Here is an 11,717-nt window from a genome sequence, read left to right as displayed (position 1 = left end):
AGAAGACACAACCGGAGCCCGTAAACCGAGTAACGCACAACCCCATACGCTCCAAACAAAAGTAGCGCGAAACCTGAGCGGTTAGCTGAGCGCACCTAAAAAATGCAGCTAATGAAAGCTAGCTGCAAACTACCTTCCACTTGTTATGCTGCGTGCCACCAACAACCTTCTTCCAGCTGCCCGGCAAGTAGCAGAGCGACAATCATTCTAGCCGCTCGTCTGGTCGTGAGCAGGTTCTGGGCGGCGCTTAGCATGACAAAGCTGTTTCCGCTTTCCCGCGAATCAGGAAACAAACTGCCAATTTAGCCGCGGCATCGGGGCAGGTCGCGTACCAAAGCCCCGGTTGCCGTCGTTAGAAAAGCCACGTATGCCCGGTAGTCGAATTCTTCATGTGCTTCAATGTCAGCTGCGCCGGCCCAGCCGGCAGGGTCTGCTAGCTACGGTGCTGCTGGCGGCCGGTGCAGGGCTGGCCCAGGGGCAGGACCTCTACTTCGCCCAACCTTACGCCACGCGCCTCTACACCAACCCCGGCTACACCGGCCTGCTCGACGACTACAGCGTCACGCTCAACTACCGCAACCAGTTCCCCACCCTGGCCGGCACCTTCCAAACCAGCCAGCTCTCGGCCGACTTCCGCTTCCGCGACCAGCGCAACGCCGTGGGCGTGCTCCTGAACCACGACCGAACCGGCGGCATCGGCTACACCCGCTTGCAGGCCGGGGCCACCTACGCCCACCACTTGCGCCTAAGTAAAACCTTTGGCCTGAGCGCCGGCGCCTCCGTGGGCTACGGCAACCAGCGCGTCAGCTACGGTAACCTCGTCTTCGGCGACCAGCTCACGGATGACGGCTCCACCGGCGCCCCCACGCTGGAAGTAGCTGACTTCAAGCCCGTTCACTACCTCACGGTGGGCGTGGGCGGGCTGGTGTACAACGAGTATTTCTGGGTGGGCATGGCGGCTCACCACCTCAACCAGCCCGATCTGGCGTTCATCACCCAGGCCACCCTGCCCATGCGCCTCAACGTGCACGGCGGCTTCAAATACTACCTCAAGCGCACGGTAGTGCGCCGCCAGCCGCGCGAAATAAGTGTGGCGCCCACCGGCAGCTACACTCGGCAGGGCGGCTCCCAGCGTGCCGAAGCCGGTTTGTACTTTACCGCCAGTCCGCTCACGCTCGGGGCCGTGTACCGGGGCATCCCGCTGCAGAGCGGTCCGCGCCCCCAACAAGCCCTGACTACGATACTCGGGGTGAGTTTGGGAACTTTTCGGCTCGGTTATAGCTATGATGTGAGTCTGAGCCAGTTTAGCCGCGAGCTGGGCGGGGCTCACGAACTGTCCCTGACCTTGCGCGACTTCGATATGCTGGAAGCGTCGTGGCGCCGGTTGAAACGACGGAATTACCCGTCGATTCCTTGTCCGGCCTTTTGAAAAGTTGTATTATTGCATTCAACTTGCCTAGCCTAAACCCTTTTCTCACAGGTAGTTTCAACTCAATCATGAATTTTTCCAAGTTCCTGCGCTTTGCAGTCGTGGCGGGTGCCTCCACGCTGGCAGCCTGCGGCGGAGGTCCGCCCACCGCTACGAAACCCGGTAAGTACAGCTCTACCACAGGCATTGAGTACAATACTGAGGAAGGGATGAAGGTATCGGATTACCAAGGTATTCCGGAAGGCCCCGGCCTGGTGTTTATCGAAGGTGGCCGCACGGTGCTGGGTACGTCGGAAGAAGACGTGGCCATGACCCACGACAACCTGGAGCGCACCGTTACGCTGGCCTCGTTTTACATGGACGAAGCCGAAGTAGCCAACATTCACTGGCTGGAGTACCTGCACTACGTGCGCAAGGACTCGTCGGAAGAGTTTTACCAGTCGGCCCTGCCTGACACGACGGTGTGGGCGCGGGAGTTGTCGTTCAACGACCCCTACGTGGATTACTACCTGCGTTACCCCGGCTTCCGCTACTTCCCGGTGGTGGGTGTAAGCTGGCTGCAAGCCAACGACTACTGCACCTGGCGGACCTCGAAAGTAAACGAGCGTCTGGCCGGTGAAAGTGAAGAAAGCAGTGATGGCGGCGGTGGCGGTCTGTTTGGCCGACGCCGGAACAGAGGCGGTGATGGTGACGGTGATGCTGCCGAAGGCACTTCCGGTGATGGCGAAGGCAGAACCAGAATTGCCATCGAAAACGGCAACACGCTGCCCAACTACCGCCTGCCCACTGAGGCGGAGTGGGAATACGCTGCCCAGGCCCTCATTGGCACGCAGGAAACCGGCAACGAAAACCAGGAGAACAAGCGCATCTATCCGTGGGATGGCCGCCAAGTGCGGAACCCCTACGGCAAAGGCATGGGCCAGTTCCTGGCCAACTTCAAGCGTGGCCGCGGCGACTACGCCGGTATTGCTGGCTCCCTGAACGACGGCGCCATGATTACGGAGTACGTGTACAACTACCCGCCCAACGACTACGGCCTGTACAACATGTCGGGCAACGTGAACGAGTGGGTGCAGGACATCTACCGTCCGCTGTCGTTTGAAGACGTGGAAGACCTCAACCCCTTCCGCCGCAACGGCTTCCTCGACCCCTCCGAGAAGTACGACAAGAAAGGCTACCAGTCGCTCATCGACGACCACGTGCGCGTGTACAAAGGCGGCTCCTGGCGCGACGTAGCCTACTGGCTGTCGCCGGGCACGCGCCGCTTCATGGCCGAAGACTCAGCTACCGCCACCATCGGCTTCCGCTGCGCCATGATTAACGCCGGCTCGAACAAATAATCACAGATTGTGCAGATTGAGTTGATTTCACAGATTCAATCGACAACAAAAAAGCCGCTCAGCTGAGCGGCTTTTTTGTTGTGGGGCGGTTTACCCAATTTCTACTATTCTGAACCGGAAAAGAATCCGTGCAATCAGCTCAATCTGCACAATCTGTGATTTAGCGGTCTGCGCAGGCGATGGTGGCAATGTTGACTTCGGCGGCGCCGGCGGCTAGTAGGGCCGCGGCGCAGGCTTCGAGGGTGGCGCCGGTGGTCAGCACGTCGTCGACAAGCAGGACGCGGCGGCCGGCTACGGTAGCGGCTTCGGGTACGGTGAAAACGTCGGCTACGTTTTCCCAGCGTTGGAGGCGGCTTTTGCGCGTTTGGGATTCGGTGAATTCGTGGCGGCGCAGGGCAGTGGCGTGCCAGGGCAAGTGCAGGCCCGTGGCTAAGCCTTCGGCAAAGGAGTCGGACTGGTTGTAGCCGCGGCGGGCCAGCTTACGCGGGTGCAGAGGCACGGGCACCACCACATCGAAATCGGGTTGCAGGCCGGCCTCGCGCAGCTCCTGTCCGTACCAGCGGCCCAGCACCCGGCCCACGTCCTGCTGGCCGCGGTACTTGAGTTGGTGCAGCAGGTGTTGCACGCGGCCGTGTTTCTGAAAACGCAGGTAGCTCAGGGCGTGGCGCACCGGCACCTTGCCCCAAAAGCGCCGGGCCAGCGGGTTGCTGGTGGCAGGCAAGCGGTGGAAATCGGTGTAGGGCAGCTGGGCCCGGCAGCCGGTACACACGTGGTCTTCGCCCCGGCTGAGTGGGTCGGTGCAGGCCAGGCACACCCGCGGGAATAGCAGAGCAAACGTATCGGATAGCAGGGTAGCAATGGGCATAGGTGTTAGAAGTGAGATATGAGAGGTTAGATGTGAGACGTAACTGTATATAAACCCGTCATGCTGAGCTTGCCGAGGCATCTCTACCGCTTCGTTGCAGGTGTAATAATTATCCCCCGGTAGAGATGCTTCGGCAAGCTCAGCATGACAATACCATTGCAACAATACCACTCCAATGACAGCACGCCGGATTTCTCACGGGGCTCGGAATGACAGCCTTTCATAAGTAGCATAGTAGGGCTTAAGCTGATGGCCGCAGATTTCCGGTGAACTTCTGCCTAATTTTAAGTTTTCAGCCTGAATTAAGAAAGCCGCCGAACCAGACCATGGGTCGATGCGGCTTCTGACTTTACCTTTTCCCTAAATATGTCTCTCGTTTCTGAATTCAATGAGTACCGCCAGCGGATGAATGAAAAAATCCTGGCAGCCGACAACAAGGTTATCAAGCGGTTCTTCAACCTCGACACCAACACCTACCAGGAAGGCGCCCTGGACGTGAAAACCAAGGAAATGCTGGGCCTAGCCTGCTCCATGGTGCTGCGCTGCGACGACTGCATCAAGTACCACCTGGGCAAGTGCTACGAGGAACGGGTCAACGACGAGGAAATCTACGAGGTGTTTGCCATTGCCAACCTCATCGGGGGCAGCATTGTGATTCCGCACTTCCGCCGGGCCGTGGAGTACTGGGAGGCCCTGAAAGAGGAGGCCGTAGCCGCCGCGCCCCCGCACGCCCACGACGCATGAGTCCGCCGCTCGACCCCCAGGAAACCGAGGCGCAGTTTGAGCAGCGCTGGTGGGAGCTAATGAACCTCATGCGGCAACGCTTCGGCAAAAAGCCCGACCTCAACGCCCTGCTGCTGCTCATTGGGGTGCAGGAGCTGGGGCAAGGTGCCGGGCCGTTTACCAAGGAGCAGAAGCAGGACCTGATGCACATTGCCACCTGCAAGCTGTTCAGCCTCTCGGGCTATTACGCGCTGGAGCACGTGGACGAGGACGGCTGGCCCCACTACCGCCTGGTAAACCCTGTGCCCTTTTCCAGCCTCAAGGAGCAGGAACGCATGCTCAAGTGGCACATCCTGGAGTATTTCGACCAGCAAGAGCAATGAGCCTGTAACGCGAAGTTGTACTTCGCGAGGCGCTGGAACGATGCCACTGCGTTGTTGACCTGACGGCGCAGACGTCTCGCGAAGTACAACTTCGCGTTACAGGCTCATTGCTCTTGCTTATAACATAACAACGTTTTGAACATCATCACCTACAACGTCAACGGCTTACGCTCGGCCCTGAGCAAGGGACTGTTGGACTGGGTGCGCGCGGCTCAGCCCGATGTGCTGTGCTTGCAGGAAATCAAGGCCGGGCGGGAGCCGCTGGACGTGTCGGGGTTTGCGGAACTGGGCTACCAAGCCTACCTGCACGCGGCCCAGAAGCCGGGCTACAGCGGCGTAGCCACCTTCACGAAGAGGCCGCCGCGGGCCGTGGTAGAAGGGTGCGGCACCGACTGCTACGACCTGGAAGGCCGGGTGCTGCGCCTAGATTTCGAGCACGTGTCGGTGCTGAACACCTACATGCCCTCGGGCACCAGCGGGCCGGAACGGCAGGCGTTTAAAGTGCAGTGGCTGCACTTCTTCCGCGACTATGTACGGCAGCTGCGGGCCGCCGGGGGGCCGCCCCTGCTCATCGGCGGCGACTTCAACTGCTGCCAGACCGACATCGACCTGCACAACCCCAAGGCCAACCAGAACAGCCCCGGCTTCACGCCCGAGGAGCGGCAGTGGTTTCGGGACTTTCTGCAGGATGGCTTCGTGGACACCTTTCGCCACCACCACGGCGAGGCGGCCGGACACTACTCCTGGTGGACTTACCGCGCCGGGGCCCGCAAGCGGAACGTGGGCTGGCGCCTCGACCACCTGCTGGTGGAAGAGCGCCTACGCCCCCACATCCGCGAAGCCCACCTCCTACCCGACATCGTGCACTCCGACCATTGCCCGGCCCAGGTCATTCTAGAGTTTTGAGTGATACTTAAGTGTGGAGTTGGGTAATGGCCATCAAGCCGATTTAAGTGTAGTGTAGAGACGCAATATTTTGCGTCTCGTCGTTGCTGATGTTGTTTATCAACAATTTACAATCGGTTGTTCAACGAGGAGACGCAAAATGTTGCGTCTCTACATCACCTAGCTCAAAGAGGCAAAAAACATGAACCTACTTCAACCGCGCTTCAATCTGGCTGAGCAGGAAGGCAGCGTCTTCTCTGTGAGGCCTGTCTGAAAACAGCTCCATGGCGCGGTTGGCGTGGGTGCGGGCGGCTTCCAGGTCTTTCAGCTCCAACAGCACAAAGGCCAGGTTGAGGTGGGTGGTGGCGTAGGTGGGGCGCAGCTCCAGCGACCGGCGAAACGGTACCAGGCTTTCCTGAAACTGGCCCAGGCGCTGATGAGCGTAGCCAAGGGCAAAGTAGGAGAGGTAGTCGCCCTGGCCGTGCTCGTGGGCTGGCTGGTAGTGCTGAATCAGACGCCGGAACAGCTCGTCTTCGTCGAGGTTGGTTTCAGCGCATTCGCACTGCTGGGCTGTGAAGTAGTAGTCACCCAGGGCCCGGTCCAGCTTGTAGTTGGTTGGCTGCTCCTGCCGCAGCGAGTCGAGCACCCGGCGCACGGGGAAGGCGTAGGGCAGCACCCGCTGGGGCAGCTGGCGCAAGGAGTCGAGGCTGGGGTCGAGCAGCTTCAGGTCCTGAAAAGCAAAGTGGCGCAGGCCCTCGGTAGCGGTGTGGTAGTTCAGGGCCAGGTCGGCTTTGCGCAGCACCACGGCCGGGCGGCGGTTGCGCGGGTCGGCGGCGTGCAGCACCTTCCAGGCCGACTCGTAGCGCCGCTCCAGCACCAGCTCGTTGGCCCGCCGCAACGCCTGGCCCTCGTCCGACGAGTCTTCGGCTTGGGCCAGGGCCTTCGGTAGCCCGGCCAGCAGCAATAGCAACGACAACAACAAGTAGCGCATACGAGTACGTGGGGCAGAAACCCCAAAGATGCCGGGATTTACGCAAACCCCGCCGCGGCGGCTGCGCACCGTGTCAAGTGCGGCGGTCTGGCCTGGCTCAGGTTGGTGCAACAAACCCGGAATCTGCTTTTCTTGCGCGTATGCTCTTTTATACAGTGATGAAGCCCCTGGTGCAGGTGGCGTTGCGGGTATTTTTTCGGAAGCTGGAGGTGCGGCACCGGGCGCGGCTGCGGGTGCCGGGCCCGCTGCTGCTGGCCAGCAACCACCCCAACACGCTCATGGACCCGCTGGTGGTGGCCGTGCAGCGCCGCCAGCCCATTGCCTTCCTGGCCAAAAGCACCTTCTTCAAAAACCCCATTTCGCGGGCCATCCTGGAGTCGGGCAACTCTATTCCTATCTACCGGCGCCAGGACATGGAAACCGGGGCCGAGGCCCTGACGCCGGAGCAGATTACGGCCCAGAACGAGGCCATTTTTGGGCGGTGCTACGACTACTTCGACCGGCAGGGCACCATCATGATTTTCCCGGAGGGCAGCAGCGTGGCTGAGCGGCGCCTGCGGCCCCTCAAGACCGGGGCCGCCCGCATTGCCCTGGGCGCCGAGGCCCGGCACGACTTTCAGCTAGGCCTGCACATCGTGCCGCTGGGTATCAACTACTTCGACCCGCAACGGTTCCGCTCCGACGTGTTCATCAACGTAGCCCGCCCCATCCGGGTGGCCGACTACGCCGACCAGTACCGCCAAGACCCCACCGCCGCCGCCGATGCTTTGACCGAGGAAATCCGCCGCCGCCTGGAGCAGCGCCTCGTCATCACCCGCGACGATGCCGAAGACCAGTTGGTGACGCAAGTGGAGCGCACCTTCGGCCAGCACTTGATTCAGGACGACGAGGAAACCCTGGCCGACAACTTCCAGCTCTCACGCACCCTGCTGCGGGCTGTGCGCTACTTCGAGAAGCACGACGCCGCCCGCCTGGGCGACATCCGGGAGAAGCTGCACGCCTACCACCAGGAGCTAGCCCGCCTGCGCCTCACCGACGAAGCCCTGGAAACCCGCGGCACGGCCGGCACCCGCCGCAACCGCGCCTTGGCGGCCGGGGCCAAGCTTGTGCTGGGTGCCCCGCTCTACGTGTACGGGGTCATTAATAACTACGTGCCCTATATCATTCCGTCGGTGGTAGCCCGGCGTGCCACGAAGGAAGTGGAGTTTGTAGCGCCGATTATGCTGGTGACGGGCATGGTCACGTTCAGCCTGTGCTACGCGGCGCAAACGGCCGTGGTCTACCACCTCACCCACGATTGGCGCTGGACCTTGCTCTACCTGCTCAGCCTGCCGCTGTCGGGCTTCTACGCCCTGAGCTATTGGGGCAACCTGGCTGGGCGCCTGCGTCGCCTCCGGGCCCTGCGCCTGTTCCGCCAGGAGCGGCCGGTCATCGAAAACCTGCTCCGCCAGCGTACCACCATCATCCGCCTGCTGCGCGAAGCCCGCGAGGCGTACGCTGCGGAAAGGTAATTTTTTAGCTACCAGCGGTAAGCCGCAAGCTACAAGCTGACAGCCCAACGTCAGCTTGCAGCTTGTAGCTTGTAGCTATTCAGGCTAAAAATCCATTTTTACCCCCAAGCTCAGCACGGCAATATCGTCCAGGTCGAGGGCGCGGTGGTTTAGAAAATAGCTGAGGAGGTAGAGGTCGTTGGTGCTTAGCTCGTAGTAGAACGACAGGTGGCGCGGGTGCTCAGTGGACCTTGTCGGCAGCACGCGGGTGAGGCGGCTGCCCAGCAGCGGCCCCACGCGGGTGTTGGTCGAGAACCAGTAGTAGCCTTCGGGGTACTGTCCAGGCTTGCCGTCGTTGGGGTTGCCGCGGGTATGGCTGATGTAAGCTCCTGCCGTGAGCGGGCGCACCTGCCACTTCGGGCCCAGCGGCAGGGTCCAGGCCGGCGGCGAATAGAGGAGCTTGGCTGATACCACAACCAGGGAAGTGCCGGCGTAGCGGGCCGGCACAAACCCCAGCAGCACATCTACTTCGGTGCGCTTCTGCCAGAACTCATAGCCGGTGCCGGCAGCCACCATGCCCAGGCCACCGCCCGTTTGCAGCACCAGATGCCGGGGCCGAAACCACGGCCGGGGCTCGGGCTTAGTGGCTGCCAGCAGCGAATCGGGCTCGGATAAAGTTGGGGCAGACGTAGCGGCCAAGGGCGCGGCCAGCAGCAGGGCCCCGGCCAGGAGCCGTAACAATGAGGCCATCAGAAGGAAACTTGTTTGAGGCGGAATTGCTTGTCGCCCCACACCGTCATCACGATGTAGCGGCGGCGCTCAAAGGCGTCGGAGTTGACATAGGTAACGCCGTCGCCGAAGGGCTGCCCGAACCGAAAGGAGTGGCGGTGCCCGTTCATGGAAAACACCAGCCGCGGGTCTTCGCGCATGGCCGCAATGTAGGCTTCGCTCAGCTTGGGGTCGAAATCGGCATCGTCGGGCGGGATGTGCGACACTACCACGTGGCGGCGAACCTTGGTGTCGGCCATTTCCTGGAGCAGCCAGGGCATATCGGGCACCCGGCCGTTGAAGTTGTACTCGCGGCCATTAGTGTCGAGCATGATAAACTTGGTGTCGCCGTAGACAAACGAGTAGTTCAGCGGCCCGAAGATTTGCTGGTAGGCCCGGCGGCCGTTGCCCACCAAGTCATGGTTGCCGACGGCCGTCAGGTAGGGCACTTTCAGCTTGCGGAGCTGGTCGTCAATCCAGCGCATTTCGCGGCCCAGCCCGAAGTCCGAGATGTCGCCGGCAATAACCATGAACTGGATGCCGGGCTGCTGATTAACGCTTTTTACCAGGTCCTCGGCGTCGTCGTAGAACCGCTGGGAGTCGCCCGTGAAGATGAAACGGAGCGTATCGTTGGGGCCAAGGGCGGGCAGCTCGGCCAGGCGGGCCAGGTTCTTGGCCGTCAGGTTTTGCTGCTCCTCCGGCACGCGGGTGTCATTGGGGCTGAACTCAAGCAAGTCGCAACCGGCCAGCAACAAAGCGGCGGCAGGCAGCAGGGCACGAAAAAAGGAAGGGCGGAGAAATGAACGCATAACTACGGCACACATACAAAACAACGGCAACCCCACACAGAATCGCCACGGGGCTATATACTAGTGAGGCCCAAGCTTTGTTTGTATCTTATCTATATTCTGTTGAAACGTTTCCGTTACAAAAGCCCCGTCGCTTGAGAAACAGCCTTCTTTAGCTACCAAACGCCATAAAAATTCTTCGTGCGTTTCCGTATTGGCAGCTGTGCCATGCTGCTTAGTAGCACAAGCAGCAGTGGCGCCCTACGAAGTCGTTTAGAAAGTCGGTAGCACGCCCTACTGAGCGCAGCCGGAGGCGCAGTTAAAGCAAGACGCGCTACCGACTTTCTAGACGGCTTCGATGTTACTCATCCAAATACTGGTGCACGAACTTAATGGCCATGGCGCCTTCGCCCACGGCCGAGGCCACGCGGGCCATGGCGCCGGCGCGGCTGTCGCCGGCGGCAAATACGCCGGGCACGCAGGTTTCGAGCAGGTACGGCTCCCGGTTGTGCTTCCAGATGGCGCCGTAGCGCGGGTCCTGCACCAGGTCGCGGCCCGTGAGCACGTAGCCTTTACCGTCGCACACGGCCGTTTGGCACACCCATTCGGTGCTGGGCTTGGCCCCGATAAATACGAACAGGGCCCGGGCCGGGCGCCGCTCCACCTGGCCGTTGCGGTTGATGACGACTTCCTCCAGGTGGTCCTGCCCGCACACTTCCTGCACCTGCGTGAAAGGCAGAATCTCGATGTTGGGCGTCTGAGCAATCTGCTCAATCAGGTACGCCGACATGCTGGCCGCCAGGTTCTCGCCCCGAATCAGGATGTAGACCTGGCGGGCGTAGGTGGACAGGTACATGGCGGCCTGGCCCGCCGAGTTACCCCCGCCCACGATGTACACGTCCTGCTCCTCGCAGGAGCGGGCCTCGGTGCGGGCGGCGCCGTAGTATACGCCGGCCCCGCTCAGGTGGCTTTCGCCGGGCACGTCGAGGGTGCGGTAGCTGACGCCGGTGGCCAGCACTACGGCGCGGGTGCGCACGGTGCCGCCGTCGGCTAGGGTCAGCACCTTGTAGCCATCCTGCACACACAGCTCGGTTACTTCCTGCGGGGCCAGAAACTCGGCCCCGAGGCGTACGGCCTGGGCCCAGGCCCGGTGCGCCAGCTCGCTGCCGCTCAGCCCTGTCGGAAAGCCCAGGTAGTTTTCGATGCGGGAGGAGGTGCCGGCTTGCCCGCCGGGGGCTTGGCGCTCAATCACCAAGGTGCGCAGGCCTTCCGAGGCTCCGTACACGGCCGCGCCCAGCCCCGAAGGACCGGCCCCAATCACCACTACGTCGTACAGCTCCTGGGAGGCCTGCACGGTGAGGCCAATGCGGGTGGCTACGTCGGTGGTGGTGGGGCGGGCCAGGGCCGTGCCGTCTTCCAGCAGCACCACGGGTAGGTCGTGGGAAGTCAGGCCCTTGGCTTCCAGCAGGGTGCGGGCATCGGGGTTGGTTTCAAAGTCGAGCCACTGGTAGCCGACGAGGTAGCCGGCCAGAAAGTCTTTGAGGTCGTGGGAAAGCGGCGACCATTGAAACCCAATCAGCCGCAGCCCATCGAAGCGGGGCTTGTAGGTCAGCTCCCAGGCTTTCAGCAAGTCGTGCAGGGTGGGGTAGAGCAGCTGCTGGGGCGGGTCCCAGGGCTTCATCAGGTAATGGTCGAGGCGGGCCGAGTTGATGGCCCGGATGGCGGCTTCGGTGTCGGCGTAGGCCGTGAGCAGCACCCGCTTGGCGTCGGGGTAGAGGGTGCGGGCCTCGGCCAGCAGCTCCACGCCCTCCATGCCGGGCATGCGCTGGTCGGCCAGGATAAGGGCCAGGGGCTCCTCGCGGGCCTTCAGCTCCCGGATGGTCGTCAGGGCCTCGTCGCCGGAGGCGGCCCGCAGCACCCGGTAGTCGCGCCGGAACTCCTGGCGCAGGTCCCGGTCGATGGCGCTGAGCACCTGGGGGTCATCATCAACAGCAAGCAGAACAGGCTTTTTCATAAAATGTAGGGGCGCGTTGCACGCGCCCGTTCGTTGGGGCG

The 11,717-nt window shown here is 61.9% G+C and carries 11 protein-coding genes; 6 read left to right on the top strand and 5 right to left on the bottom strand.

What is annotated here, in order from left to right; genetic code table 11:
* Positions 1-391: 391 nt before the first annotated feature.
* Both OIS53_RS15380 and OIS53_RS15375 read left to right on the top strand, forming a co-directional pair.
* Positions 392-1,429 carry a PorP/SprF family type IX secretion system membrane protein gene (locus tag OIS53_RS15380; RefSeq protein WP_264679455.1) on the top strand — a complete coding sequence of 346 codons (1,038 nt, stop codon included), beginning with the start codon at positions 392-394 and terminating at the stop codon, positions 1,427-1,429.
* Between the two features lie 68 nt (positions 1,430-1,497).
* Entirely contained in the window at positions 1,498-2,769 is a 1,272-nt protein-coding gene (locus OIS53_RS15375) for an SUMF1/EgtB/PvdO family nonheme iron enzyme (protein WP_264679454.1), read from the top strand.
* Positions 2,770-2,929: 160 nt separating this feature from the next.
* On the opposite strand, the gene OIS53_RS15370 is transcribed toward OIS53_RS15375, so the two are convergent.
* Positions 2,930-3,634 carry a ComF family protein gene (locus OIS53_RS15370; protein ID WP_264679453.1) on the bottom strand — a complete coding sequence of 235 codons (705 nt, stop codon included), beginning with the start codon at positions 3,632-3,634 and terminating at the stop codon, positions 2,930-2,932.
* A 366-nt stretch (positions 3,635-4,000) separates the two neighbouring features.
* On the opposite strand from OIS53_RS15370, the gene OIS53_RS15365 reads away from it, so the two are divergent.
* The 3 genes from OIS53_RS15365 (at position 4,001) to OIS53_RS15355 (ending at position 5,646) form a co-directional block, all read left to right on the top strand.
* Positions 4,001-4,378, top strand: coding sequence for a carboxymuconolactone decarboxylase family protein (locus OIS53_RS15365; RefSeq protein ID WP_264679452.1), 378 nt, complete (start codon positions 4,001-4,003; stop codon positions 4,376-4,378).
* Positions 4,375-4,740 carry a hypothetical protein gene (locus tag OIS53_RS15360; protein ID WP_264679451.1) on the top strand — a complete coding sequence of 122 codons (366 nt, stop codon included), beginning with the start codon at positions 4,375-4,377 and terminating at the stop codon, positions 4,738-4,740. Before OIS53_RS15365 ends, OIS53_RS15360 begins: the two co-directional genes overlap by 4 nt.
* Positions 4,741-4,875: 135 nt before the next feature.
* On the top strand, positions 4,876-5,646 hold the full coding sequence (locus OIS53_RS15355) for an exodeoxyribonuclease III (protein ID WP_264679450.1): 771 nt from the start codon (positions 4,876-4,878) through the stop codon (positions 5,644-5,646).
* Positions 5,647-5,833: 187 nt separating this feature from the next.
* Here the strand turns inward: OIS53_RS15355 and OIS53_RS15350 are convergent, their stop codons facing one another.
* Positions 5,834-6,616, bottom strand: coding sequence for a hypothetical protein (locus OIS53_RS15350; protein ID WP_264679449.1), 783 nt, complete (start codon positions 6,614-6,616; stop codon positions 5,834-5,836).
* Between the two features lie 140 nt (positions 6,617-6,756).
* Here OIS53_RS15350 and OIS53_RS15345 point away from each other — a divergent pair, with 140 nt between their 5' ends.
* Positions 6,757-8,127: a lysophospholipid acyltransferase family protein gene (locus OIS53_RS15345; protein ID WP_264679448.1), complete on the top strand. Its 1,371-nt coding sequence runs from the start codon at positions 6,757-6,759 to the stop codon at positions 8,125-8,127.
* Positions 8,128-8,211: 84 nt separating this feature from the next.
* Here OIS53_RS15345 and OIS53_RS15340 read toward each other — a convergent pair whose 3' ends face one another.
* The 3 genes from OIS53_RS15340 to OIS53_RS15330 form a co-directional block, all read right to left on the bottom strand.
* Entirely contained in the window at positions 8,212-8,856 is a 645-nt protein-coding gene (locus OIS53_RS15340) for a hypothetical protein (protein WP_264679447.1), read from the bottom strand.
* Positions 8,856-9,683 (bottom strand): metallophosphoesterase family protein, encoded by an 828-nt coding sequence (locus OIS53_RS15335; RefSeq protein ID WP_264679446.1) that lies wholly within the window; start codon positions 9,681-9,683, stop codon positions 8,856-8,858. Before OIS53_RS15335 ends, OIS53_RS15340 begins: the two co-directional genes overlap by 1 nt.
* 340 nt (positions 9,684-10,023) lie before the next feature.
* Positions 10,024-11,676, bottom strand: coding sequence for an NAD(P)/FAD-dependent oxidoreductase (locus OIS53_RS15330; protein WP_264679445.1), 1,653 nt, complete (start codon positions 11,674-11,676; stop codon positions 10,024-10,026).
* Between the last annotated feature and the right edge of the window lie 41 nt (positions 11,677-11,717).

This window comes from Hymenobacter sp. YIM 151500-1 (genome assembly GCF_025979885.1).
In the GTDB taxonomy this organism is placed as follows: Bacteria; Bacteroidota; Bacteroidia; order Cytophagales; family Hymenobacteraceae; genus Hymenobacter.
Note: the sequence above shows the minus strand (reverse complement) of the source record. Positions and strands in the feature narration are given on the sequence as shown.

Bases quoted from the DNA above. Each gene is read 5' to 3' on its own strand.
- OIS53_RS15350 (WP_264679449.1), bottom strand. From the start codon at position 6,616: ATGCGCTACTTGTTGTTGTCGTTGCTATTGCTGCTGGCCGGGCTACCG.
- OIS53_RS15375 (WP_264679454.1), top strand. From the start codon at position 1,498: ATGAATTTTTCCAAGTTCCTGCGCTTTGCAGTCGTGGCGGGTGCCTCC.
- OIS53_RS15340 (WP_264679447.1), bottom strand. From the start codon at position 8,856: ATGGCCTCATTGTTACGGCTCCTGGCCGGGGCCCTGCTGCTGGCCGCG.
- OIS53_RS15335 (WP_264679446.1), bottom strand. From the start codon at position 9,683: ATGCGTTCATTTCTCCGCCCTTCCTTTTTTCGTGCCCTGCTGCCTGCC.
- OIS53_RS15370 (WP_264679453.1), bottom strand. From the start codon at position 3,634: ATGCCCATTGCTACCCTGCTATCCGATACGTTTGCTCTGCTATTCCCG.
- OIS53_RS15360 (WP_264679451.1), top strand. From the start codon at position 4,375: ATGAGTCCGCCGCTCGACCCCCAGGAAACCGAGGCGCAGTTTGAGCAG.
- OIS53_RS15330 (WP_264679445.1), bottom strand. From the start codon at position 11,676: ATGAAAAAGCCTGTTCTGCTTGCTGTTGATGATGACCCCCAGGTGCTC.
- OIS53_RS15345 (WP_264679448.1), top strand. From the start codon at position 6,757: ATGCTCTTTTATACAGTGATGAAGCCCCTGGTGCAGGTGGCGTTGCGG.
- OIS53_RS15365 (WP_264679452.1), top strand. From the start codon at position 4,001: ATGTCTCTCGTTTCTGAATTCAATGAGTACCGCCAGCGGATGAATGAA.